Origin of the sequence: Shinella pollutisoli (genome assembly GCF_024609765.1) — a bacterium.
In the GTDB taxonomy this organism is placed as follows: Bacteria; Pseudomonadota; Alphaproteobacteria; order Rhizobiales; family Rhizobiaceae; genus Shinella; species Shinella pollutisoli.
This window is the reverse complement of the sequence record NZ_JANFDG010000035.1, coordinates 27,852-51,624: the sequence shown is the minus strand read 5'-3', so window position 1 is coordinate 51,624 and position 23,773 is coordinate 27,852. Positions and strand designations below refer to the sequence as shown.

General features: G+C 61.0%; 31 protein-coding genes and 1 tRNA gene. 3 read left to right on the top strand and 29 right to left on the bottom strand.

The window, feature by feature from the left end; genetic code table 11:
- A partial coding sequence (locus NNZ72_RS22525) for a phage tail fiber protein (RefSeq protein WP_257317927.1) occupies nt 1-317 on the bottom strand: 317 nt, incomplete at its 3' end.
- A gap of 12 nt (nt 318-329) precedes the next feature.
- Nucleotides 330-4,901 (bottom strand): tape measure protein, encoded by a 4,572-nt coding sequence (locus NNZ72_RS22520; RefSeq protein ID WP_257317926.1) that lies wholly within the window; start codon nt 4,899-4,901, stop codon nt 330-332.
- A gap of 57 nt (nt 4,902-4,958) precedes the next feature.
- On the opposite strand from NNZ72_RS22520, the gene NNZ72_RS22515 reads away from it, so the two are divergent.
- On the top strand, nt 4,959-5,354 hold the full coding sequence (locus tag NNZ72_RS22515; RefSeq protein WP_257317925.1) for a hypothetical protein: 396 nt from the start codon (nt 4,959-4,961) through the stop codon (nt 5,352-5,354).
- Between the two features lie 130 nt (nt 5,355-5,484).
- On the opposite strand, the gene NNZ72_RS22510 is transcribed toward NNZ72_RS22515, so the two are convergent.
- From NNZ72_RS22510 to NNZ72_RS22420, 19 genes are all read right to left on the bottom strand, one after another.
- Nucleotides 5,485-5,925 carry a DUF2513 domain-containing protein gene (locus NNZ72_RS22510; protein ID WP_257317924.1) on the bottom strand — a complete coding sequence of 147 codons (441 nt, stop codon included), beginning with the start codon at nt 5,923-5,925 and terminating at the stop codon, nt 5,485-5,487.
- Entirely contained in the window at nt 5,922-6,302 is a 381-nt protein-coding gene (locus tag NNZ72_RS22505) for a phage tail assembly chaperone (protein ID WP_442800903.1), read from the bottom strand. The genes NNZ72_RS22510 and NNZ72_RS22505 overlap by 4 nt, the downstream gene beginning before the upstream one ends.
- 8 nt (nt 6,303-6,310) lie before the next feature.
- A complete protein-coding gene (locus NNZ72_RS22500) occupies nt 6,311-6,715 on the bottom strand; it encodes a hypothetical protein (RefSeq protein WP_257317922.1) in 405 nt (134 codons plus the stop codon).
- Between the two features lie 88 nt (nt 6,716-6,803).
- Complete coding sequence (locus NNZ72_RS22495; protein WP_257317921.1) at nt 6,804-7,316, bottom strand: iron ABC transporter substrate-binding protein; 513 nt, start codon at nt 7,314-7,316, stop codon at nt 6,804-6,806.
- An 87-nt stretch (nt 7,317-7,403) separates the two neighbouring features.
- The gene (locus tag NNZ72_RS22490) at nt 7,404-7,793 is read right to left on the bottom strand and encodes a phage tail terminator-like protein (RefSeq protein ID WP_257317920.1); all 390 of its coding nucleotides are present in this window, start codon (nt 7,791-7,793) and stop codon (nt 7,404-7,406) included.
- Between the two features lie 34 nt (nt 7,794-7,827).
- A complete protein-coding gene (locus tag NNZ72_RS22485; RefSeq protein WP_257317919.1) occupies nt 7,828-8,283 on the bottom strand; it encodes an HK97 gp10 family phage protein in 456 nt (151 codons plus the stop codon).
- Nucleotides 8,283-9,389: a head morphogenesis protein gene (locus tag NNZ72_RS22480; protein WP_257317918.1), complete on the bottom strand. Its 1,107-nt coding sequence runs from the start codon at nt 9,387-9,389 to the stop codon at nt 8,283-8,285. The genes NNZ72_RS22485 and NNZ72_RS22480 overlap by 1 nt, the downstream gene beginning before the upstream one ends.
- 148 nt (nt 9,390-9,537) lie before the next feature.
- The gene (locus tag NNZ72_RS22475; protein WP_257317917.1) at nt 9,538-9,942 is read right to left on the bottom strand and encodes a hypothetical protein; all 405 of its coding nucleotides are present in this window, start codon (nt 9,940-9,942) and stop codon (nt 9,538-9,540) included.
- A complete protein-coding gene (locus NNZ72_RS22470) occupies nt 9,942-10,364 on the bottom strand; it encodes a DnaT-like ssDNA-binding protein (RefSeq protein ID WP_257317916.1) in 423 nt (140 codons plus the stop codon). Before NNZ72_RS22470 ends, NNZ72_RS22475 begins: the two co-directional genes overlap by 1 nt.
- A gap of 3 nt (nt 10,365-10,367) precedes the next feature.
- Nucleotides 10,368-10,796: an Ntn hydrolase family protein gene (locus NNZ72_RS22465; protein WP_257317915.1), complete on the bottom strand. Its 429-nt coding sequence runs from the start codon at nt 10,794-10,796 to the stop codon at nt 10,368-10,370.
- Entirely contained in the window at nt 10,793-11,452 is a 660-nt protein-coding gene (locus tag NNZ72_RS22460; RefSeq protein WP_257317914.1) for a hypothetical protein, read from the bottom strand. The genes NNZ72_RS22465 and NNZ72_RS22460 overlap by 4 nt, the downstream gene beginning before the upstream one ends.
- Nucleotides 11,453-11,522: 70 nt before the next feature.
- Nucleotides 11,523-12,491, bottom strand: coding sequence for a major capsid protein (locus NNZ72_RS22455; RefSeq protein ID WP_257317913.1), 969 nt, complete (start codon nt 12,489-12,491; stop codon nt 11,523-11,525).
- Nucleotides 12,492-12,501: 10 nt separating this feature from the next.
- Entirely contained in the window at nt 12,502-13,287 is a 786-nt protein-coding gene (locus NNZ72_RS22450) for a hypothetical protein (protein ID WP_257317912.1), read from the bottom strand.
- 84 nt (nt 13,288-13,371) lie between these two features.
- Nucleotides 13,372-13,944 (bottom strand): hypothetical protein, encoded by a 573-nt coding sequence (locus tag NNZ72_RS22445; RefSeq protein ID WP_257317911.1) that lies wholly within the window; start codon nt 13,942-13,944, stop codon nt 13,372-13,374.
- The gene (locus NNZ72_RS22440) at nt 13,926-14,498 is read right to left on the bottom strand and encodes a class I SAM-dependent methyltransferase (RefSeq protein ID WP_257317910.1); all 573 of its coding nucleotides are present in this window, start codon (nt 14,496-14,498) and stop codon (nt 13,926-13,928) included. Before NNZ72_RS22440 ends, NNZ72_RS22445 begins: the two co-directional genes overlap by 19 nt.
- Entirely contained in the window at nt 14,489-15,157 is a 669-nt protein-coding gene (locus tag NNZ72_RS22435) for a hypothetical protein (protein ID WP_257317909.1), read from the bottom strand. Before NNZ72_RS22435 ends, NNZ72_RS22440 begins: the two co-directional genes overlap by 10 nt.
- Nucleotides 15,154-16,686, bottom strand: coding sequence for a DUF4055 domain-containing protein (locus NNZ72_RS22430; RefSeq protein WP_257317908.1), 1,533 nt, complete (start codon nt 16,684-16,686; stop codon nt 15,154-15,156). Before NNZ72_RS22430 ends, NNZ72_RS22435 begins: the two co-directional genes overlap by 4 nt.
- Entirely contained in the window at nt 16,686-18,113 is a 1,428-nt protein-coding gene (terL, locus tag NNZ72_RS22425; protein ID WP_133036998.1) for a phage terminase large subunit, read from the bottom strand. Before terL ends, NNZ72_RS22430 begins: the two co-directional genes overlap by 1 nt.
- A complete protein-coding gene (locus NNZ72_RS22420) occupies nt 18,100-18,564 on the bottom strand; it encodes a DUF2280 domain-containing protein (RefSeq protein WP_133036997.1) in 465 nt (154 codons plus the stop codon). Before NNZ72_RS22420 ends, terL begins: the two co-directional genes overlap by 14 nt.
- Before the next feature lie 34 nt (nt 18,565-18,598).
- On the opposite strand from NNZ72_RS22420, the gene NNZ72_RS22415 reads away from it, so the two are divergent.
- Nucleotides 18,599-18,844: a hypothetical protein gene (locus tag NNZ72_RS22415; RefSeq protein ID WP_133036996.1), complete on the top strand. Its 246-nt coding sequence runs from the start codon at nt 18,599-18,601 to the stop codon at nt 18,842-18,844.
- Here the strand turns inward: NNZ72_RS22415 and NNZ72_RS22410 are convergent.
- A complete protein-coding gene (locus tag NNZ72_RS22410) occupies nt 18,841-19,464 on the bottom strand; it encodes a putative metallopeptidase (RefSeq protein WP_257317907.1) in 624 nt (207 codons plus the stop codon). The genes NNZ72_RS22415 and NNZ72_RS22410 overlap by 4 nt on opposite strands.
- A gap of 125 nt (nt 19,465-19,589) precedes the next feature.
- Between NNZ72_RS22410 and NNZ72_RS22405 the strand changes: the two genes are divergently transcribed.
- Nucleotides 19,590-20,111 (top strand): hypothetical protein, encoded by a 522-nt coding sequence (locus tag NNZ72_RS22405; protein WP_257317906.1) that lies wholly within the window; start codon nt 19,590-19,592, stop codon nt 20,109-20,111.
- Between the two features lie 425 nt (nt 20,112-20,536).
- Here NNZ72_RS22405 and NNZ72_RS22400 read toward each other — a convergent pair whose 3' ends face one another.
- The 7 genes from NNZ72_RS22400 to NNZ72_RS22370 form a co-directional block, all read right to left on the bottom strand.
- Nucleotides 20,537-20,827: a hypothetical protein gene (locus NNZ72_RS22400; protein ID WP_257317905.1), complete on the bottom strand. Its 291-nt coding sequence runs from the start codon at nt 20,825-20,827 to the stop codon at nt 20,537-20,539.
- 242 nt (nt 20,828-21,069) lie between these two features.
- Nucleotides 21,070-21,144, bottom strand: a tRNA-Met gene (locus tag NNZ72_RS22395).
- A gap of 268 nt (nt 21,145-21,412) precedes the next feature.
- On the bottom strand, nt 21,413-22,018 hold the full coding sequence (locus tag NNZ72_RS22390) for a hypothetical protein (RefSeq protein ID WP_257317904.1): 606 nt from the start codon (nt 22,016-22,018) through the stop codon (nt 21,413-21,415).
- 29 nt (nt 22,019-22,047) lie between these two features.
- Nucleotides 22,048-22,341: a hypothetical protein gene (locus NNZ72_RS22385; protein WP_257317903.1), complete on the bottom strand. Its 294-nt coding sequence runs from the start codon at nt 22,339-22,341 to the stop codon at nt 22,048-22,050.
- Nucleotides 22,338-22,700, bottom strand: coding sequence for a hypothetical protein (locus NNZ72_RS22380; protein ID WP_257317902.1), 363 nt, complete (start codon nt 22,698-22,700; stop codon nt 22,338-22,340). The genes NNZ72_RS22385 and NNZ72_RS22380 overlap by 4 nt, the downstream gene beginning before the upstream one ends.
- Nucleotides 22,701-22,702: 2 nt before the next feature.
- A complete protein-coding gene (locus tag NNZ72_RS22375) occupies nt 22,703-23,224 on the bottom strand; it encodes a hypothetical protein (RefSeq protein WP_257317901.1) in 522 nt (173 codons plus the stop codon).
- Nucleotides 23,221-23,769: a hypothetical protein gene (locus NNZ72_RS22370; RefSeq protein WP_257317900.1), complete on the bottom strand. Its 549-nt coding sequence runs from the start codon at nt 23,767-23,769 to the stop codon at nt 23,221-23,223. The genes NNZ72_RS22375 and NNZ72_RS22370 overlap by 4 nt, the downstream gene beginning before the upstream one ends.
- Nucleotides 23,770-23,773 lie beyond the last annotated feature (4 nt).

Here is a 23,773-nt window from a genome sequence, read left to right as displayed (position 1 = left end):
AACAGCATCGTCCCGCCCGCCTGGGCGTTGCAGACCGAGACGTAGCGGATCGTCCCCCAGTCCGCCTCGGCCGGGCCGATATTGACGACGTCGGTCAGCACCGAAAGGCCCGTCAGCGGATCGGCGGCCGAGAACTTTCCGGTGATATCGGCTCGCGCATAGCCGGTATCCGCCGTCGAAAGCTCGCTGTCGAACAGCCCGGCATTGGTCGGATTGCCGAGATGCAGGGCAAGCCAGAGTTCGTCCGGCGGCACCCATGTCGTACGGTCGAGCATGTGGTCGGCGATGAGCTTCGCCGTGTGCAAGGTCAAGGGCATGGGAGGCTCCTGCTATCGGCCCGCGGCCGTGATGCGGCTCTTCTTGTCGCCGGAGATGCGCGTCTCGTTGGTGAGGCGGCGCAACTCACCGCGCACCTCGGCAAGCTCCTCCTTCAGCGCCTCGATCATCTTCGACTGTCCGGCCGCGAAGACCGTCGCCAGCTCGCGGAAGCCGGCGCGGTTGTCGTTGGTGACGATCTGCTGCGGGCGATAGGTTCCCGCCTGCATTGCCTCAAGCTGCGGGCGGTAGCGGGCCGTGGTCGAGGCATTGGCCACGAACTCGCGACCATGGACGACACCGGCGATCTGGTGGACGCCGAGGTCGCCGGTGTACCCGCCCGACGAGAAAGGCTTGCCGCCGGCAGCGAGATACTTCGTCACCGAGGTGGTCAGTTCCTTCGTGAGCTGCGAGACGGTGAGCAAGGTCTTGTCGACCGATGCGAGCGTGCTCACCTGCTTCGACAGGAGGGTGATCTGTTTCTCGGCCGCGGACACCTGGCTGGTGGCGCTCGTCTCGGCCTGCGCAAGCGCCGTGTTCACGCTGTTGAAGATCGCCGCATAGTCCTCGGTCGAGGCGAAGTAGCTCTTCGCCTCCTCCAGATAGGACTGGCTGATCGAGGTCAGGCGGTTCATCGCGTCGCGGTCGCCGACCATGGCGAGCCGCAGCGTCTCCTCGTACTGCCGCCGCGCCTCCGTCAGGCGGTCCTGCGGCGAGAGGACGGAGAGGTTGCTGTCGAGCCGCAGGCCGTCGCGGAACTCGCGCACGCCCTTCGCGAAGTTGCGCCAGGCGTCGAGCGCCTCGTCGAGCGCCGACTTCGCCTCGTCGATCTTCTGCCGGTTGAAATCGTCGATGAGCGCCTGGCGCTCGGCGCCGAGCGCGCGCTCGAGCGCGATCAGCGTCTGCGTCGTCGCGCCGCTCTCCTTCAGCCGCTGGCGCTCCATCTTCGCCTGCGCGTCGAAGAGCTGGAGTTGCCCCTTCAGCCCCGACGCATCGACCGTCGCCTGGAGATACCTCACCCCGAAATCCTGCTGCAGCGCGACCTGCTGCTTGTTGAATTCCTTGATCAGCCGGATACGCTCCGCGCCCGTCGCCCTGTCCAGCGCCACGAGTGCCGCGCCCGTCGCCCCGGCCTCCTTCAGCCGCTGGCGTTCGAGCTTCGCCTGCATGTCGAAGAGCTGGAGTTGCCCCTTCAGCCCCGACGTATCCGTGGTCGCCTGCGCGCGACGCAGCCGCAGATCGGAGACCGTCGAGGACCACTTCTCCGCGTTCTGGACACTCAGGTCCTTGAGAATCCCCTTGAGCAGCTTCGACGGGATATCGAGCTGGTCGGCATACCTGCGCAGCTGCTTGCCGGTCAGGCCGGACTGCATGGCGATGCTGGCGATCGACAGCGAGAACTCCCTGTTGGCGAGCGAGGCCGAGAGCCCGAGCGCTTTCGCGTCCTTCAGGCGCTCATTGTAGAGCTTCTGCGCGTCGGCCATCTCGTTGAGATAGCCCTTGCCGGAAAGCTCGTTGATCGAGCCGCGGACATCCGTGCGGTACTGGTCGCGCAGGCCGGCGACCGCCTTCACCAGCCCGTCCCTGATCGCCTTGTCCGCCTGGCTGGAGCTCATGCCGAGCTCCTTCAGCGTGTTGCGCAGGCCTGCCGCCGTGCCGCGGATGCGCTGCATCTCGGTCTCCATCGGCGACAGCTCCTTCGACCCGGCCAGCTGCGACAGCGCGTAGTCCCGCGCCGCCCGGGTCGCGACCCGCGTGCTTTCCCCGGCCCATTTGGCGTCGGCGATGAAGTTCTTCAGCTCGTCGCGCAGCCCGATGACGCTCTGCTGCGCCTGCACGAAGGGCGAGTTGGAGCCGAGGCCGGAGCGCATCGCCTCGACCGTCCCGTCGAAGGCGGAGCGGAAGTCGCTCTTCAGCGTGGCGCGGAAGCGGCTGATCGCCTCGCGGGCCTCCCGCTCCATGGCCCAGTTGCCGGCCTTCATCGCCGTGCGGCGGATCTTCATCGCCTCCGCCTCGTATGCGGCAAACTCACTGCGATAGTTGCCGGCGCCGACACCAAGACCACGGTCGAGGGTCGAGCGGACAGAGGCGGCGTTGTCCCAGAGGCTCTGCCGCGCCTCTTTCCGCTCCTTGTCCCGCCGGGACGATCCGCCGAACAGCCCGCCCAGAAGACCGCCGATCCCGCCGACGACGGCGCCGATCGGTCCGCCGGCCATGAAGCCGGACAGCGCGCCGCCGATGCCGCCCATCGCCGGGTCCTGCGCCTGGTAGCCCATGCCGAAGCCGCCGAGACCGGCCGAGAGGTTCTTCATCGCCCCTTCGGAGAGCTTGCCGCCGAAGAGCGCCCCGATCCCGTTCTGTGCTCCGGCCTCCGTGCCGGCGAACGCGCCCTTCTCGACAGCCTTCCCGACCTCACGAAGGCCTGCCCAGCGGTCGTTGTCGTTCGCCGCCGGGCCGAAGCCCTGTCCCGAGAACAGTCGGTCAAGGCCGGTTTGCAGGTTGTTCGCGCCGAGTTGGGCGAAGCCTCTCGTCAGCGTGTCGAAAAAGGCATCGGCATCCTTCATCGGCTCCGTGAACAGGTCGGACAAGGCGGAGGACAGCGTCTTGGCAAACTCCTCGCCCGCCTTTTTCTGCGCATCGAACGCTTCCTTGAGGCGCTTCGTTTCGGCCTCTGCGGCGGACATCTGCGCGGCGAGGTCCTTCAGTTCCGCGGATTGCTTCGGACTAAGATCGATCCCCGCGCTTCGGGCCTGGTTCAGAAGGTCCATCTCGTAGCGGAGACGGTTCGCGGCCTCCTCCGACATGCCGAGCACGCTGCGCTCAAGCTCCTGCTGCGCGATGAAATCGCGGGCGCCCTCGACGATGTTTTCGTAGGCCTTCGCCAGCTTCGCGGCCTTCTTGTCTACTTCGCCGATAGACGCGCCTGTTCCTTTGATTTTCGCATCGAGATCAGCGGTTGCTTCCTCGGCAGTTCGGAAGGACGACGCGATGGCTTCCCCCATGTTGCCAAGGGTGTCTTCCGACATGATTTTCTTGATGTTCTCGCCGTGCTCTTTCCATTTTTCGACGACCTTCTTGGAAGGAGCCATCTTTTCGATGACGTCGCCAACCTTGTCGAACATCGGGATACTTGTCCCAAGTACCTCATTGATTTTGCTGTGGAACCAGTTCATTCCGTCAACCATCTTCTGGATGAGTTTATTGACGGCATCGATCGCTACATTCGCAGCGGCAACGAACACGCCCTCAACGAATGCGCTAAGGTTTCCAAAGACAAACTTCACATCCTCGTAGGCAGCGCGGAACGAATTGATAATCAGGTTCACGGTGTCTTTGATGATGCCCCATGCATCGATACCGATGGCCTGCTCAATCTCATCGCGGAAGTGATAGATGGCTGTGACGGCCGCAGTGATGCCGACAACGATCAACCCCAGCGGATTTGCCATCATGGCTGCCGTGATCGCCCGGATTGCGTTGACGCCAGCGATCCCCACGGCCACAAAGGCCGAGGCAATGCTGCCAAGAATTGCCGGGCCGAAAGACGCCAGCATAGCCGCGCCTGCCGTCGTGGCGGCGACGGCGAACGTATCAATGTTGTCCGCGACAGCTTCGAAGGCTGCGCCGATTGTGTCGATAATCGAACCGAGAGGCGACAATGCCGTGGACGCCAGTGCCGCCGCCTTGATAGCGTAATCTCCGAATACCTTGATCCCGTCGGCGATCTTTACAAGAGCAGATGCAAGTGCAGCAGATGCGCCAGTTGCTTCATCAAACCGACCGACAACGCTGAGGATGGAGTTGCCGATCAGCAGCATCCCATCGCCCACGGTAGCGCTCATGCCGTCAGCCTCCTCGCGGAGCGTATCCAATTGCCCGATCAGCGATTTCGCCAGCACATCCCCGGTTATCTTGCCCTGTGTGCCCAGCGTTCGAAGCTGGTTCGTCGTGACGCCCATACCGGCCGCCAGTGCTTCGGCGACGCGTCCACCGGTCGAAATGACGGTGTTCAACTCGTCTCCCGAAAGCTTGCCCATGGCCATTGCCTTGGACAGCGCATTCATCACGGACGCGGCCCGATCCCCCTTGGCTCCGCTGATCACGAGGGCATTGTTGATCGCCTCGACAAAGTTCAGGGTCTCGTTGGTCGAGTAGCCAAGCTCCCGCATTGCCGTCGCGTTGAGCAGATAGCTGTCGGCCGTCTGCCCAAGCGATGAATACGTTCGTCGCGCCATATCATCGAGGCGCTTCATCACGGCCGCGCCATTCGCCATCGAGCCTGCGGCGATGTTCACTCGCCCCGTGATGTCGGTCCAGGTGTCGGCGTACCGGATGAAAGCAGAACCAGCGAATACCGCACCAAGAGCCGCCGCCATACGCGCCAATACTGCCATGGCCTGCCGGGCCGCCGCCATTTCGCGGTTCATGCGTTGGGTTGCAGTCTCAACCTTCCGAGACCCTTTAGCGAGGCCATCAGTAGCGCGCTCCGCGTCCTCAGCAGACTTGACGAGCCGGCCAAGCTCATCGCGCGCGCGCTCAACTTGGCTGGATTCGACTGCGAGACCAAGAGTTGCGAGATCTGTCAAGGCTTTACCTCTGAGATAGGGTCGCGTTATCGTCCTCACTTTTCAAGGGAGGATACGATGCGGTCGATTTTGGTGGCAGTATTGATGTTGGCGGGAACATTCCATGCGAATGCTGCCTGCAACGAATCGCTGTTGGAAATCACGGCTTGGAACATCCAAGCAATCGACGCCGACACGAACGAATTGTCATATTCAATTCGTTCCAACGCTGCGAAAGACATTCGGATGATTGATGGCCAACTCGGGTTTCGAGATGCTTTGGGTGGCCGGATTGGTCCGCTTCAAATTGAACGCGACACGGTTATTCCGGCCGGCGGGACGTTTACAGATAAGGGTTTGTGGGGTCGCTACACCTTCGAGAGGCTTCTCAGGCTCAAGAAAGAAGAAGTTGAGCCCTATACCTGCATTCGGGCCGTTCTCTACGAAGACGGCACCAAAGAGACTTTCGACTGACTCGACAACCTCACATTGGCTTGGTTCAATCCTTCCGAACGGGAGGGAGGAAGTCCAATGCTGGCCGAAGATGAGCTTAAACGATCTGCCGATAGAAAAGGCGCTCTTAGGAGCGCCTACCTGTATTGCCTTACCCACCGAGCCCCAGCTTCGCCTTGCCCCATGCGATCAAGGCTTCCATTGCAACGGCCTCGATGTACTTCAGCGGGACCGTCGCGAGCTTTTCAGGGCCAAGCGCATCCTTTATCTTCACCCAGACGGTTTCCTCGGTAAGGAGCGCCCCTGCAAACTCGTGGCCTTGCCACGAAAGATCGACCGCTAGAATGCGCTCGTCACCCATGAAGGGCGTGCCGTCTATGTACCCCGCCCGATAAAGCATTGACACATGGCGGTTTACGATCTTCGCGTCATAGCCGGGGATTGAAATCTCCTTCCCCTCAAGGCCTTCCTTCGCGATCACGACGCGAAAGATTTCCCGCACGAGTTCCATATCTCTCCGCATGTCCGTTCCCCTCCCCTGGACATGGTCAAGCTTCTTCATCGTGGCGAGGATTGCAACGTTCATGTTCATTTCGATCTCCTGACGACCGTCCGCTTCTTCCCGAGCCCAGCAGTAAGGTCTTTGACACCCGCGACATCGTCAGCGTCCGTAATCTCTCGGACACCCTTTTCGCCCTTACCTTTAGGTTTGGACGTTTTTAGAGCCCAGAACAGCGAGACGATCGCCTTGACTTCCCAGGGGCGCATCAACGTGTCGGTCAGGCGGCAATAGGCCTCGATCTCCTGATAGCTGATTGGGCACTCATCCATACCGACCTGTCGTGTCGCCATCAGGTCTTGGAACCAGTCCCATACGTGCCGACCGTCCCAAGGCGGGAGCGCGGCAAAGTCGTTTGACCTACCGCGCTTCGCGTACTCGACGGCATAGTCGCAGAGTTCTTCAACGATCTCCGAGGCTATGCCTTCGTAAAATTGGCCCGGTCACCGACGAACGAATCCGCCTGATCCTTCAGCCACGGAAGTCGACGGTACAGCCGCTTCGCATTCTCGAAATTGCATTCCAGCGCCTCGCCGTCGACCTTGATGCCGGACCAAGCGACGGTTGCCAGAGCAAGCGTGACGATCTTGTCTTCCTCGGACTTCTCGGCCGTGACGGATTTCGGCCGGAAGCCCTTCTTCATCACGTCATTGATGAGATCGTTCTGCCGCTTGCGCAGCTTGGCGCTATCGGCGCCCAAGAGGGTGATCGTCGTCTCCTTGCCGGCTTCATCGAGGACCGGCGCGCCAGTGCCGGGGTGCTCCACGGTCATGACGGCGCCGGTCTCGGCCAGTTCCTTCGTGTCGATCGATGCAAGATCCATTGTTCAATCCTTTCGGGGAATACGTCGGGTTGTCGGGGTGGACCGCCTTGCCCCGACGACAAGGCGGCCCTATTCACGCGCGAATGGCTTACGAAGAGATCGGCTCGGAGAGGACTTCGATAATGTCCGACGAGATGCCGATGCTGAACGTCCTGCGGACGACGTTGTCGTTCGTGCCGACGTTCTTGGCGCGAGACATGACGAGACCCAGGAAGTATTCGACCGAGTCGGTGTGGTTCTCGTCGCGGGCGTCGGCGTATTCGATGCGGAAAGCGTACAGGAAGTTGGTCTTTTCCGCGGCGATGAGAGCGATCTGGCCCTCGTCAAGCGGATCGTCGCCGACGACCAGCGCCAGCGTGCCGGCGTCTCGGGCGCCCTTCAGGTGGCGAACACGAGCGTCACCGACCGAGGTGAACGTGACGTCGGAAGCGGAGTCGCCGTGCTCGCCGAAGTCCTCGACCTCGCCGACAACCTTCCAACTGCCTTCGGCAATGGCTTCGAAATTGGCAAGTGCCGTTTCGTCAGTGGTCCAGTCGATGCTGGAGAGCGCGGTCGCCGGCCCGACGAAAATCTTGGTGCCGGATGCGGTATTGACTGCCATTTGGGGTCTCCTTTGATGGCATGAAGGGAACCCCGGCGGGTCAGCCAGGGCAGTTACCCGGTCAGCGCCGGGAATGGAATGTGGTGACTAGGCCAAGGTCTCCACGAAGACCGAGACGGGAGTGATCCAGTATGCGTCCGACCGATATGCCTGCGAGATGCTCGGTGCCCTCTGGACACGGACGGAGACACCACCGAAGGTCATCCGGTGATCGGTCGGGAAATGTTCAGCAATCTGACCGGCGAGTTCCGTGTCGACTTCCGGTGCCTGGTTGAGGCTGAGTGGCGAGAATATCGTCAACTGCAATATGCCCGGCCGGCGATGGGCTCCATTGCTCGACACGGCGCGGCGCTGGGTGACGTTCGGCATCCAGTGGACCGTGAGGTATTTTCCAGACGTTGGAGCCGAACCTTTCGGCCAGACCACCGGCAGCGCGGGCGACAGGGTAAGGGACTGGATGCGGGCCTTGATCGCCATCCAGATATTTGTCTCTATCGAGGGCATGGTCACCTCAAAGCCCGAACCGGGCTTTCACATCAGCGGCCTTCGCCGCGACAATGGATTGCCAGCGTTGGGCCACGAGTTGGACCCACGGACGAGGAGGCATGTGCTCAGTTCCATATGCAACGTATGCTCCATAGCGAGCCGTATAGCCGAGGTAGATCGTTTCCCCAATCTCGGCATTGTTGATGACGAGCTCGATCTGCCCGAAATCTGGCGTGACCGGCACGCCGGGGTTGTCGATGCTAAGCCGCGGCATTTCGCCGTTCGACGCCATGAGGGAAGCCTGAAGGAACTTGGTCCGCTTGTAGTTCGGGCTCTCCGGCGTCTCGTAGATCATCGTTTCCAGTTGGTCGCTCAACTGGATGGCAAGCTCCTGCACCGATTCCTTGAAAACCGCCTCCTGCGCTTCCTTGACGCGGAGTATCCAGTCCCCGACCTGAGCGGAGAAAGAGAGCTTTGCCATTACTGCCCCGTCCTCTGGCGATAGCGGCGGAGGGCGATATCCGTATAGTTTAGACGGTACTCAGCCCGGCAGAAACAATTGAGCGTGTGTTTCGCCGGAGCCTCAGGGTCTCGCGGATAACGCAGCTTCGTTCCATCCGGCGCGACGAACGGCTCTTCGAAGCCGACTTCCTGCCCTGCCATCTGCCGGTGCTGCCAACGTTCTGTCTGGCGCGGCGTGTGTCTCCATGTCTTTGTGATGTCCGCCGCGATGATTTTGCCTTCGTTGATCTGCTGGCGAAACGCATCGTCCCGGCTCTTATCGAGGGCGACCATGGTTTCGTGCCGCGAGAGGACACGTCCGCGAAAGTCGAGCGACCGTGCTTGGTACTGCCCCACGGCGCGGGCAACGGTATCCGCCGGCAAGCCGGCCTCTTCCCTGATTGCCTTTGCTATGGAGCGATCGAACCGCTTGTCTCGTAGCTTCCACCCCTTTTCGGGATCGATGGTGCCGTCTGCGCGCATGCCGATAATCTCGCGCATCTTGGCGATATCGCCCGCTGTCAGCGCTTCGCGGAGGGTTTCGCCGTGCTCCATTTGCTGGCGAGTTAGCCCGAGAACACCGCCTTGGCGCATCCCGGTTGTAGGATCGACCTTTCCCCGGCCGACGACGGCGCGAACCGCCGCGTTCGGACTACGGCCTTCGGCGAGGTTTTTCGTCAGCACCTCGCGGATGCCATCCTTCATATCCTGCGATATCCCGCGGACCAGATCAGCGGCATGACGACGAATTTCCTGCTCGCCGGCAAGGTTGCGGACGCCCCAGGTGAAGACGACGCGGTTGCCCTGCGGATCCATCAGGTGTGGCATGGCGTCCACCGTGGCCAGCCCGCCCGCATTGTAAGCCTGAACGATAGCAACCTCGACGCGGGAGAACATCTCAGGTTCGAGGTTCAGCGCATCGATCGCGCCGGCTACGTCGCCCTTCTCCAGAAGCTCAATGAGCCGGGCAAGGATAATGCTGGATGAGATTTTGGCCAGCGCCTCCCGCCATGCCGCGCGGATAGCCGGCTCCCAATCGGCGGCAAGCTGCTCAAGGATTTCACGCTCAGAGAGACGCTTCAGCATTTCGACGCCTCTGACTGAGCCAGCTTGCGGCTCTGTATCCTCCGGAGCCGTTTGGCCTTGCGCTTCGCGTCGGCACGCTTATCCCAAGCTCCGCCGCCGTTCTTTGCGCCGGCATGCTCCGTCTTGAGGAACCGTCTGCCGAGCGCCATTACGAGGACACCTCATCTAGCGGGCCGGCACTGCCCTGTTTCGCCTCGATCTCCCAAACCGCCCGGGCCGGGTCAGTCTTCGATGGGCCGACAATCGTATAGGTCAGGCCACGGACGATGATTTCATCGCCGAGCTGCGGCTCAACAGCCAACGTCGGCACGAGAATGCAGACTTTCTTGCTGCCGGACTGCACAAGGTCGTTGGCGAGATAGAATGCCGACCATTCCTCTTCCCATCCCATGCAGTCGAACGTTTCCACCACATCAGGAGGCACCGGCACCCACGGCGCATCTTCATCGACCTCGCCCGGCGTAATGCGGGTCAACGTCAGCTCGTAGGCCACGTCCGCGGCTTGAAGGCCGTCGGCGACCATCTCGGCGATTTCGTCGATCAGCAGGCTCATCACGCCCTCGCTGCAAATCCGACAAGCGTTCCGCTCTTCGGTGCCACCAGCCCGGCCAGCAACCCGTCTATGATCGAGAATGTCGTTTCGGCCGGCGCTCCATCGGCGAACTCGACCCGAGCCGACCCAGCGCCAACCGCCTTGATCTTCCCACCCCGCTTCAGGTCGGGCGACATGCTGCCGGGCTTGACCAATTCGCGCCGCGCCGCCTCAATGATGCTGAATTTGACCTCCTCCGGCGCATGGTCATTGTCCCATTCATCAATCCAGCGGGAATTGTAGGCCGAAGCAATGAAATCCTGGCCTCTACGAAGCGCGGCAGTCTTTGCGTCATCCGTGCCGATCCAGTTCGCCCAGGCGCGCGCAGTAGCGTAGGCGTCGGCTTCTTCCAAGGTGACCGCGAGCGTCGTGAAGGAAAGCATCGGTCATTCCTCGCACTTCATGTGGCAGACGTTCCCGCCGGTCGCATCGTCCAACAGCGCGGCAATCTCCACGGCCTTGATGGCATCCGCCCCCATGTACATGGCAGCCTGCGCCGCCGGTGAGCCGGAGCCGAACGCGGTGAACTCGCAGCTCACCTCAAATGAGCCGGACATCTCGTAGATGGTCAGAGTACCGTCTTTGGCCATGTGGATGACCCTGCCCATATCGCCGAGTTGCGGAGCAGGTTGAGCGCGATCCCCATCAAGCCAACGGACGAACTCGACAGAAATTGCGTAATCTCCTGTGACAGCGCAGACCGCACCGTCCTTCATTCTGAATAGCTTCTTCGCCGGGTGCGGCTGTTTCCAGCCATTGACCATGAAGCGACTGTCAGCGGCGAGCACGCCGTCGCGATACGCAACGGTCGTCATGCGCCGCGCTCTTCACGAGCCAGATCGCGGAGAGCCGCGAGGTCTTCCAGCGGGTCGCGCGGGTCGAAATCTACATGCATGGCCGTCAGGTCGGCCTCGATCTCGCGACGGGTGAGGCCATTCGATGCCTCTTCGTCCTGATCGGCCGGCTTGTTGAGCACGTTGAATGCCTCAATCAGCTTCTCGCGCCCGAGCTTGTGATGCGGAGCTTTGCCGGTGGCTTCCTTGATCGCGACGCGGAGTTGATCGTCGGAAAGCTGGTCGCCGCTGTCCGTGCCGATTTCGGCCTTCAGGGCGCCGCCGCGTTTCACGATCTCGCCCTCAATCACCTCATGCGCCTGCAAACTGTTGATGACGGGCGCAGAAGAGAAGGCTAACGCGAGAAGCCGCTTTTCGGGCCACGGCAGATCGCGCCAACCGTCGGGGATGGCGGTATCTGCATCCTGTGCGCCGTGAGGCGAAGTCGGACCTTGGCCATATCTTTCGACGGCAATCCCGATCGCCTCATATGCCTTGACCACTTTCGGCCAGTCCCCCACCACGATCACCTTCGACACACCGGAGGCAAGCGCCTTCTGAAAGAAGCGAGGATTGCGATAGGTCATGCCGGGCTCGAACCCCGAGCGCTGGGTGGAATAGATCACGGTTCCGGACATGAAATTCTCCTTGTCGGGAGTGCGGTAGTGGTCGATGGGCGGGGCGACCTTGGGCCGCCCCGCGACGTCATCAGGTCGACGCCGGGGTGACGTCGATCAACACACCTGCCGTGGCCTTGTCGCTGTCTGCGTACTTGCGCCAGTTCGCGGCGGTGCCAAGCTGCGTCAGGTTCGGGTTCGACGGCGCCGGCGGGGAGGCATCGTAGGCCCACGAGTAGCCCAGAAGATTGACGTTGAACGTACCTTCCGAGCGGTAGCCGATCGCGAGGTTCTCCTGGTCATCGATGTTGTAGAGGCGGAAGCCGGGCGGCTGGCTCTCCACGATTTCGACGGCGCCGGACTGGAGACCGAAGATCGTATCGGCCGGGATGCGGTCGGAGACGAGGACCGGCTTGCCCATGGTGCCGGGCGTTCCACCGTAGATCACAAGGCCGGCTTCCTCGTAGATCTTCTGATCGATCGCGTCGTCCACGAGGTCGAAGTAGACCGAAGAGTCCATGCCGAAGATCGCGATACGGTTGAACCGGTCGCCGAACTTCCGCATGCCCTTGGTCAGCACCTTCTTGTGATCCGTGGCGAAGCTGCCAGTCGCCACCATGTCGGTGTTGCCGCCGATAGCGGCTTCGAGCGAGGCAAACGCCGCCTGGACCATGTAGGCCATCGTCGCATCAGCGGCGTCCTGCCCGACCAGCATGGCGAATTCCGACACGGAACGTGCGCGGCGCTTGAAGGCTTCTTCCGTGGTCTTGTACGGACCGTACTTCCACGGGGCCTTGACGCCGACGATCTCATCGGAGCCAATGGCTTTGCCTTCGACGGAGGCAGAGGAGTTCACATTGCGGTGCTCGACTTCGCCGCCGATCTTGTAGAAGGCCTGCTTGTCGAGATCGCCTTCGATCGCCTCGGAGCGCATGACAACCGCGCCCTGAGAGTTCTGATTGAAGACGGCGAGCACGTCCTGGATGCGCTCCAGGTAAGCGGTCTGTGCCTGGCGATTATAGATCACCATGTCCGAGTTGAGGGTGGTTTCGTCTGCCATGGGGGTTCTCCTACTTCGGCAGTTTCAGGAATGCCTCCTGACCGTGCTCGGCGATGTAATTCGCCTTGTCGGCATTGGTCATTTGGCTGCGCTTCAACTGGCCGCGATCCCCGCCGCCATTGCCCGGAAGCTTCCCGCTTCCACTCTGGCCGGAAGCCTCGAAGGCTCGGCCGAAAACTTCAGAGGCCTTCATCTCGGCGATGAGGCCTTTGATATCCATGTTGTTGCCCTTGCCGTCGATCCGGACGTTGCCGTTCCTGTCGACGACCTCGACCTCAAACTTGCCGTCCTTTTCGACGGTGCGGGTGGCATTGAGGACGTGCGGCAGCAGCAGATCAACCGAGCCCTTGGCCTCGGCAATTGCCGTGGTAGCGCGCTGTTCGCGCAGCAGGCCGTCGATGGTGCCGGTCAGGCCCTTGATCCGCTCGTCTCGGCTCGACAGTTCGCCGCTATGCTTCTCCAGAAGCTGCGACTTGGCGGCCTCGAATTTCGTGTTGGCGATCTTGTCGGCTTCCTTGGCCGGATCTATTGCGGTCAGCTCCTCCAGCTTCGCCAGCGCTTCGCGGGCCTTGTCGGGATCGAGGTCTTTGAACCTCACCACTTGGCGCTCCAGCCCCTCGCGCGTCGTACGCTCCTTACCGAGCGCTGTCTTGAGGCCCGACACGTCCTCAAGGGCGAACCCGTCGACGCTTTCCACATCGAGGCGAAATTTTCCCGACGTTTCGTCCTTCACATAGAATTCACGCGCCGACTCCGGCAGGGAGTCGACCGCATCAACGATCGCTTTCAGTGCCATTTCTAATCCATCCCGGATTGATGATTGCGCGTCCCGCGCGGGGTTCGGCCCGTATGGGCCAGTGAGTGCCGGCTTCGACCGCTGCTATCCTAGCAGCCAGTCCGGCGTCGGCTTGCCGAGAAGTTCACGCGTCCACCCAGACATCGACCGGACGCTGTCTTTGATCACCGGATAGGCTTCCTGCCATCCGGCTTGCATCGTCGCGGCGCCGCCCCAGCGTCGTTGCCGCACGATATGCATGGCATCTGGTGACATAGGCACTCCGCAACACAGGGCTCTTTCGTGGCCTCGGTTGACAAGCGCTACCTTGGTGCAGAAGAGCCCAGAAGAGCCGCTGTGTGTTTGCCCCGGAAACCGATAATCGGTTTCGATGATGTCGAGCGCCTCAATTTCGCGAACAACGTTCGGCGGTTGCTTCTCCCGCCACTCCGATTTGACGTAGAGCGCAGCCGGCTTGGGGAAGCCCCGCCGGTCTCTTGCCTCCAGCCACGCTATGAGCTTCTCCGGGTGGAATGTGACGACGACGCACTCGCCGGGCCAGTTCGGGATCGTGTCGTTGCACGTTACGACCTCTGCGAACTCTCCCATAGCAAGCGCGTCCTCGACGTCCTTCCAGACGCTGAGCGCGCTCCCGACGATTAAAGCTGGACGAACCATGTGAAATTCTCGCCTGTCTCGACAGCCCTACCGCCGGCCCATTCACCCACGGCTCGGTCAACTCCAGACATATCAGCCGTCTGCAGCGGGTTGCGGTAATCGTGCCCGCACAGCCAACCGCCCTTTCGGACCTTGCTCTCCCACGCATGAATGTCGGCCTTGCAGCCCTCATAGCTGTGGTCAGCGTCGATGAAGACGAAATCCAGCGACCCGTCGTCGAATTGTGCCGCCGCGTCCACAGACGGCATATGGATGACAGTTCCACGCCTTCCGAACGAGGATACCGCCATGATGGCTGCAGCCTTATTGGCCGAACATGTCTCCGCGTCCTGCATGGCGAGGAAGTCGCGCGTCTCGCGGTAATGGTCCGGCTGCTCGTGCTCTGGCAGCCAGCTATCCACCATGATCAGTTGGAGATCATTCCGGTTTCGCAGAAGGAACGCGGATAACTGCCCCTGATAAACCCCGACTTCAACGCCGATGACGTTGCCAGTCGGAAGGCGGGAAAGGATTGCCATGCCGCGTTGATGCACGGCGCCGTGTTTTACCGCCATATTTCGGGCACCCATCCTGTTTTGATCTCGTGCGGCTTCGGCTTGCCGTGGAAGGCCACAACGGCCGCGCCGATGCACGGTGCCCCCTGGCACCGGTCAACCTTGTAGGAGGCGATCGAACGCTCGCCAGCGACCTGGTCGAAAAGCAAGATCTCCTCCCCATGGGAGAGGAGCTGGTCCTCGATAAAGGCCTGGTCACCGATCCGCTTTTCGCTCGCCAGCATGCGGTCGTATCGGCGAGCAATCCCTTTCGGGTCTGCCCTGAATGCCTCGGTGATGAAGGAGAAATCCCCGTTCCATGCCATGGCAGTCGAGCACGCATGCCCGACGCTGAAATCGTGCGCCATCGTAAACCGATGTGGAAATGATGCGATCCGGTCGAGCGACCCAACGACAATGCTGTCCAGGTCGAAATAAAGGACCCGGCCGGTTAGCCCGACAGACGGATGCCACAGGCAAATTTTGGACCACCACCCCGGCCACAACTCTGGCAGGGAAATTGCCTCAACTCCGGCCGCATCGACTTCTTGCTCCATGTCTGTCAGGCAGGCGAAACGATGAGCGGTGCTAAGATGTCGCGCCACGCCGGCGCGCAGCTTCCGCACCCAGTCCGCAGTGTAGACCCCGCCGGACTTCAAGACGCAAGCAACAGTGATCATTCCGCCGCAATCCGGGCCGGGGGTGTCATCGCCGCGGCGAGCTCGTCGTCGCCGGGGTCACCGGGCAACTCCTCTTCGAGGCGCTTGATCTCTCTGTCGGCTTCAAACTCCTGGCTGAGAACGCCGCGTTCCCGCATCTCCTCCCAGTAAGTCTGCTGGCTGAGGTCGCCATCCTGTCGCATCCCGCGCAGGATCTCAGGTGCCTTGTCGGTCCCGATGTCGATGGCGATGTTCGTATTAACGAAGACGGTGGGCTCCACGTTGATATTCAACCACATCGCCGTGAATTTGAACGCCTTTTCCAGAGCGTCCTTAAGCAGCCAAGCCCATGCCTGCACAGCGCTGGAAACCTTCTGCGACTGAAGCATGGCCGTGATCTGCGTCATGCCGGCCGTGCCAGCGGTGAGCGGTATGCGGCCTATCTCGCGCATCTGGCGCTCCAGCTTATCCACCTCATCGGAGAGGAACTTGAGGGACGCCGCGGTCGGCTCGATGTACTGCCATTGGCCGTGCTGCCCCTGGTCGTTCATCGGGGCGTAGAGGACCGACGCTGGCCCGATCGGAACGGTAACAGGCCGCTGGCCTCGTGTCCCATCGTCCTTCTCGTAGACCTCCATGGGAGGCGTGATGCCGTTGCCGGCGAGCATCGGGAACGCCGTCTGCTCCTTCGCCATCTTCAGGTTCGTTTCCGCCTGATAGTGCTCGATCTGGAGTTCCGCCACATCGTTGAGCGGCGGCAAGACACGCCACGACGAACCATCGCGCCGGCCGGTGATGAACGGAACGAGGGCAATGACGCCGATGGTGATCGGCCCTTCCTCAATCAATTGCCATGCATCGCCAGCATCGCTGCCCTTCTCCCACACCTCGTAGCGGGCTGGGGCGTAGTCGGTAACGTGGCCCGCCTCATCGGCAATGGGATCACGAACGAGAACGCGAACGCGGCTGACGGTCTCCTCGTCAATGCCGTTTTCGGCCCGGCGCACATAGGTCTCGTTCATTCGGGCGTAGACGAACTGCTCCTTGCCCGCGACCACAGCGGAATAGACCGCCAGCATATCCGTGGCGGCGATCCTGACCCAGAACGGACGCGCACCCATCTTGCGCTCATCGGCCAGCGTAGCGCCCTCTGGCAACCGCGTATGATCGACCAGCAGCCAATCAATCGCGCTGTTCACGCCGTTGAAGAAATATTGCGTCGCAAAGGCGTGAAGATGATTGCCTTGCCCGTCCACGTCCTCGACAACGGCCTTGATCGGCTCAGGCACGCTCTCATTGACCAGCCGCACCTCTTTCGTGAACGGCTTCGACGCCAGGTTCTCCACGATGTCGCGATAGATGTTCGTGAACTTCGCGTTCTCTCGACGGTACTTGTAGTTCGCGTTGCTCTCGTTCGGGAACTGCGGCAGGAACTTCGGAACCTTCCGCATCGCAGCAGCGCCATGCATGATGGTGCCTACCATCGTCCAGTACGGCACCATTGCTTGATAGTCTCCGCTGGTGGACAGCAGATCGGTATTGTCAGCCATCAGCGTGATTGCCTTCCGTATGTGCCGAAAAGGGGAGCGGCTGGCTCAAAGCTCGTGATGAGAGCGTTGAATGCGCGGCTCGTGCTGTCAGCATCATCATCGTGCTTGGCTTCCGGAAACCCTTCCAGGCTCGTGAACCAAGATTCATTCCATGGTCCTCGCAGAACGAGCACGTTTCCGGCCTCAGCCTGCGCGGAAAACGGGGAGAACCGCGTGACCTTATCCCCGGATTCAGGCGTCGCCCGCGCTGTGTAGCCCGAGAGCATCTTGACGAGGCTCGCCACCTGCGACTTGCCGGCCTGCCCCGGATCCTGCGGGAGCGAGATGTGGACTTCCTTGCCGTCTGCAGCAGCCGTATTCTTGATCAGCGTTTCCACGCCATTCGGGGAAAGCCAATCGCTTGTGCTGTGCGCTACGATGTACCTGCCATCGGCAAGCTTCCCGATCTTTGTCCCGGACGTCGCATCAGGGTCCGTTCCCTCAACCTTCGGCGTCGACGCCAAGTCCCAGCCCCGCATCCAGCGAACGACGTTTGCGGGAACGGCGTCCACAACCTGGCACCAACCACGCCGGAACAGGAGCCCCGCGGCGGGCCGGATTTTCCAGTTGCCGCCGAGAAGACGTTCCCGCTCGACCGTAGGCAGCGCCATGAGGTTCGCTAGGTAGCCGGGATCGGCCGCCATCAGCGCCTTGTTGTCGGTCAGCTTGGCCGGGACGAATGTCACCGACTTCGGCTCGATCGGCTTTTGCTCGCCGTTTTCGTCTGGCGCGGTGTAGTCGGCGAGGTCCGCCGGCGTATCGCCCCAGATGATCTTGTCGCCGATCCGCACGAACCAGCGGAGTTTGCCGGCACGCTCCGGGATAGGAAGCCCCGTTTCCTGATTGATCCACCAGGATATGAACTCCGCCACCCAGCTATCCGCATCGGGGTTGCACGTTGCCCTGACGTAGGGCCGAACACCGCACATAGAGCGGTTGCGCGACAACAGATACCAGAATTGCTTCTGGGTGAAGTGCGTCAACTCATCGAAGCAGATGAGCGGGATTTGCGAGCCCTGCCAGTTTGATACCGTCTTGTCGTGCTCGAGGTGCGCAAAGCTGACCGACGAGCCGGACGGAAATGTCCACGACAGATCTGGCGCCACCCGCGGCTTGGCGTTGAGGCAGGGGTAGAGCTTTTCGCTCTCGTCCCAAAGGCCGCCCTCATTTCTGACCTGCACCAGCGTGCGGCGGAAGAACACTGCGCCGAACTGCGGGTTGGCAATATGGCGCAGCGGCTCCATCAGGAGTGCCCACGTCTTGCCGCCACCTGCCGAGCCGCCGTAGATCGCGATATCGGCCGAAGACCCGAGGAACTGCGTCTGCGGCCCTTCCTGCGGCCTGATTACCGTCTGGGCTGCTGCCGCGCCCTTCTCATCCCCTGCCATTATCGGGCAACTGGAAGATCGTCACCGGTGATACGGGCACCGGCAAATCCTTTCCATCCTTCCCTGTCAGCTCGCGCCGGTTCGTATAACTGCCGCCTACTTCCTCCGCCGCCTGCTTGAGCAGTGACGACGCCAACACCATGTTGCCCTGCGTCTCAGCCTTGTCGACCATGCGCTGCAGAGCGCGAAGGCGAACCGCGCGGTGGCTGATACCAATGGATGCCGTATCCTCAAGAAACGTCTTGCGCGTCTCCTCGAACAGCGCACGCCATTTGGGCGCGAGGCCCGACGCCGCCTTCTTGTTCGGGTCGTGGCTCTCGACAAGCTGCCGGCTGATTTCGACGCCGAATTCCTTCTTGACTGAAGCAGCAACGATCGACGGGCTATCGAAACATGCCAGGGCTTGGACGATGTAGGTTTTCACCTCATCGGAGAGTTTCGCTTTTGCCATCTTCGTGTCAAAGTCCAGTCAAGGGAGATAAGCGATGACTATCCGGCCCGTGAAATACAGAGTGAAGCAGCCTGTCGTGGTCGATGGGCACAGGGTCAGCGATGGGGTCTACGTCGGTCAGAAAATCTCGGACACCGAGATCGAGAGACAACGGAACCGGCTGTTTTCCTACTTCCTGCACTTGGCAACCCAGAAGGCGGGCAAAGGGGCAACCGGAGTGCAACGCTTCGACCTCGATGTCACCGACCTCGTGATAAGTGGTCAGATCGACCTGGGTTAAGCCACACGCAGATTGCATGTGCCGCATGCATGCTCGATGTGGGCTCGGGCAACCTCAGGCGGCCTGCTGGCAGCATCTACGAGCTCGCGCACTCCGGCGGCATCTGCCCCGTAGCGCCGAACCACGCCGATGAACTGCTCTACGTCATGTCCACGAATGGTGAAGACCGGGCGGCCGGTCTGACTGTTGAACTTCGGGGCGCCGAAACTGTCGACGTCCTGGGCGGCGTGGTAAAGCTCGTGCTCCACCAGAGCCATGAACTCCGCATCACCGCAGGCGGCGCAATAGTTGGCATCGAGCGTGATGATGAAATCCGGCACTGAGCCGAACCATTCCCTGATCTGCTGCTCAACGCGGGCCTTTGCCCACTTGCCCATCGCGCCCTGCGGCGTTCCGGTCTCACATTGGCCTATGACGCGCTTGCCCTTGCGGGTGTTTTCGACGGCGGCCCAGAGGTAGCCGATGCGAGCCTCTGCGAGATGACCATGCTCGGGGTTGGCCACCGGCGAGGCCTCATCCAGGAACGTAACCTGCACCCATTCCGGCATGTCGAGCGCGGGGGTGAAAGGCGATCCATCCACTGCGAACACGCTCTCCGGTGGTTGTGGGCGTTCAATCATGACTTGCCTTTGGCAACGGCCTGCGCGAACTTTTCATGCCGGGCATTTTTCAAAACTGGCATTGACTAATCCTTACCTCCGCACCAAACGCTTAGGCAGTGTCCGATCACATACAGGGGGTAAGGATGGGCAAGTGGTTGTTAAGCGGAGCGGTAGGGTTGCTCGGAGCGGTTTCTAGCGCGATCAGCATATACACTTTCGTCATGCCGGCAGAGCGCGCTCAGGCCGCGCTCGATGCAAGCCGGGAAACAGAGATGCGCATCGCTGCCGGCGTCGTTGAACAGATGAAAGCTCTTGGCTTTGATCTGACAAAGGCACAAGAACACCTTTCTGGCGGAAATGCCTCAGAGGCCATAACCTCCGCGCTGGAACTCGTTGCCCTGCCCGAACAGGATGAAACTCTGAAACTCAAAACAGACGTCGCGTATCAAATCACACCGTACAAGTTGCCGTTAGGGCTTTACTTCGTGAGGGAAGACACAGCCATCGGGACCCTTGCAGGAGAAAAGACTGAGTTTCCTTTAGCAAAACCTGTGACGCTGCCCGCACCTGCGGAACGTTGCTCGCTCACCCTCATGAAGGGTGTCAATGAGGGGGCCAACAGGGGTTACGCGGAAGTCCTAATCCACTGCCGACCAGCGTCGTGATATCTCTGTCTCTACCCTCCACCGAGGATACAGAGAGAAGCATCGGGTCGACTCTCGCGGCCTAACCAGTCATTCTGCTTCCGCTTGAACCAGAGGAGTGTTGCGTCATGGCTCGGCGGATTGCGTGGCTGATTGTGATAGGTGTCTTGGCCTACGCTTGCTTCTGGATGGCGTGGAATTGGTTTTGAGAAGCCGGACCTAAGCCCGGCTCTCGTTTTGGGGATGCGGGGGTTAGGCGGTACTTCGCGCTCGACGAATGGCGCACTGGTATTGCTCGTAACACTCCCAAAGTTCTACGTGGCCGTCGTCGCCAGAGCCAAGGCGGGCGTTGAAAAGGAACTCATAGCTGTCGGCGAGTTGCTTCACGACGGCCGTCTGCCATCCTGCGCTCATGGGGCTGGTTCCTTTCTGCTGGGGTGGAGGGTTTAGGCGGCGCAAGTCACCTGGACCGCATGAGGGCAGGCGGCATTCATGCAGACAGAACCAACCTTGCAGCCGCACTTGTCCATGAACATCGGCGTCGGCGGGCTCGGGCTGTCGAAGGGCCACGCAGGCATGACGGGGTACGGCAACATGATGTCCGCGATCCGTGGCGAGACCGCCGGCCGAGCCTTCGGCTCCACCCGACCGATCCTGCAATGGCGCAGGATCTCGTTGATGTGGTTCACGAGGCGGCGGTCGCGCTCGGCGTCGTCGAGGATGACGGTCTTGCTCATGTCGCCCTCTACGCCGCTACCGGCTGCTGACCGGCGATCTTCCCAACGAGCTTGCGGAGCCATTCGCGGAAGCGTTCTGCGCTCATTGCTGCCTCCTGGAATGAGAAAGCGGCCGGTCCATGAGTAGATATGGGCCGAGCCGCACCGTAGTGCGGGCGGGATAGATGTCACCCTCTCGGCTCGGGAAGGAACGGTCGGGCACAAACCCCGACCTTCACGAATGACTATCCGCCTTCCCAAACTGGTTGCGGGAGCTGGAATTGAACCAGCCTGTTTCGGTTTATGAGACCGATCAGCTCCCAGTGCTGTTTCCCGCGAAACTGATTGCCGGGCTACCCTCCCGGCTTGGCCGCTGGCGACGGTTGCGTACCCGTCACTTCGATGGGCGGGGCGCAGCGGCTTCCCCTGGTATTCGTGCCGATATGTCCTTTGCGCACCGTCGGCTCGATGCCTCATAACGCTTGTGACACTAAGCTTCCCGGCCTTTCGGCTCTGGATACGGGGCGGAATCAAAAAAAAGCGGCCGAAGCAGTTTCCAGCCGCAAATCGCCTTTTCCCATTTCATGCGCAAAGCCGAAGGCTTTGTCAAGCCGCATCTGCCATCATTTTCCACAAAACAGCCAATCTGTTGAGGGCGAGGCGGAGATCACCGCGCAAACTCTCTACCGGCTGGTTTTCGATGACAATGGCCTCAACCGCCATCATGCCGAATGGGCCAGATTCCAAAATTGCGGTCCTGGCAGCCTTGAAGTCCGCTTCGATGTTGGCATCACGTTCCGCTCGGCTTTGTTCGAAAGGGTCACTTCCGTCGTAGCCACCTACACCGCCGAAATCTGTTGCGGAGCGCTGCCCTCTTGCTCCAATAACAGCAAGCCAGCGGCGATGAAGTTCCTGAAAGCGCTCCGCCGCATCTTTATGCATCTGCGAGAACATGTTGTCGTGCGCCTTGTCAGGATTCTTCTTCATCATCCGTAGCCATTCCTGATGCCAGCGCTCGATCACCGACCCATATTCCGGAAGTCTGGCTTCGGAGATGGTCAGTTCCGGGTTATCCCGACGACGCTTCCACGTTGCAGCCTCTAATGTGAGACGGGCTTCTAGGCCAAGGCTTTCCTTCGATCTGGACTTCTGACCGCTCGGCGTCCGCATCGCCGAGTGATCACGTTTTCTTCCTGCTTTCGCTCTTGCCATTCCTGTTCCTCGTGTTCCGCCGTTCGATTTCAGTCTGCTTGCCGCTTTTCCGTGATGGTGACGGTGATCTGCGTGTCCATCCCGTTCGTTAGCGCGGTGATGAGGCGATCCGCCGTGTCGAACGATCCTTGAGCTTTCGACCGCGCCTCGGCCATGTCGATTGCCCATGCGTAACAGCAACAACCGAAAGCAATGCAGATGAGCCGAACAGCCAGAGATGTTTCAAAGGCCAACGCCGTGAAGAAGAACCCTCCAACAAGGCACGCCAAGAACGGGTAGAGCCCACGCGCGTAATCTCGTAGATAGTGGAGCGGCTTGCTCATCCCGCCACCTCTTCGTTAAGGGCGGCGCCGATCGATGCTCGGTATCCATCAGCCAGGACTTGCACACCTGCACTGTAGGAACTGCCCATGAGCCCGCCGACCCAATCGACCTCGTAGCCAATCTTCTCTATCGCAGCGCTCATCATCGCCTCTGTCGGCTCCCGCATCGCCTCTATGGCCGCGCGGGCCTTTTCCAATGCCTGCCTGATTTCATGACCATGCGCCCACTCAGCGGTGCGGTGCGATTCTGCCTCGTCATCACCGTTTTTCAGGCAGTAGTCCCGCAGGCTTTCAAACTGAGAAAAAGCGCGTGGTTCTATTGCCCTCGCCACCTGCTCTACCTTGCTCATCTCTGCCATGGTTATGCCTCCGTGCCATTGATCATCGAAACCCTCGGCAGAGTGACGACCGATCCTGCCAGTGTCGTGTAGGGCACCCGATCAACCCATCTTCCGTTGCCGATGTATGATCTCGGCTCGGGAGACTCGGCCTGCTTCTCGACTACGAGTGCTGCGCACCGCTGCGCCGGAAACAGTTCTGGATGCTGCTTCTTGATCCGATGATACGCAGCCCCGCTGCTGATGCCGGTCGCAACCGCGATGGCATGAGCCGTCTTGCCTTCCATCCAGAGAGCGGAGGCTTTCTTCAGCCATTCCACCCGCTCCTCGTCTCGGTCCTCCGCGCCAGATCCGACCCGCGAAGGAAACCGATCACGATACATGCAGGCCATCGCCGTGACGCTTCCTCGGGAGACGCCAAACCTCTCTCCGATGCTGGCGCCGCTGTATCCCTCTGCCCACATCTGTTCGGCGATGGCGATGTGCTCCTCGGTCCATACCTTCGTACGCCTGGAAGTCTTTTTCTCGGGAATGTGGATGTTCATGCCGCGCTCCTATCGTTCAATTCCGCTGTCGCCTCGGTATCTGACACGCGCTTTTCAATCCGGCGGCGGAATTGCATCTGCTCTTCCGTCACGTTGTCCGCGTCCTTCAATGCCATGATGGATCGCCAATATTCCGCCCGGTCATCGTCCATGGGCTCGGCAAGCTCGCGGTTCTGCACCTTCTCCGCCTCGCGGGAGGAGCGGAAATTCTTGAGGAGCTGGCGGATACGGGCCTTCGTCGCCTCGTCGTGGTCCGGGGCCTTCTCAGCGGTCAGAGCCTCCCGACGAGCCTTGAGCCTCGAAAGATCATCCACGATTTCCCGCGTCTCGTGCCGGGCGAGATCGGCAAATTCCGGCGGCGTCGGGATGAACGCCTTGTTGCGGAGGTCGTATTCGCCGCGCACAAGCTTGGCGACGGCCTTGCGGACACCCGTGGCCGAAACCTTGGACAAGGCATAGGCGTAAATCTCCGGGGACTTGGAAGCGTCCATGTTGCCCGGCAGCGAGAGCCCTGCGGAGAGCAACGAGCGGATGGCTTCCGTCACATGC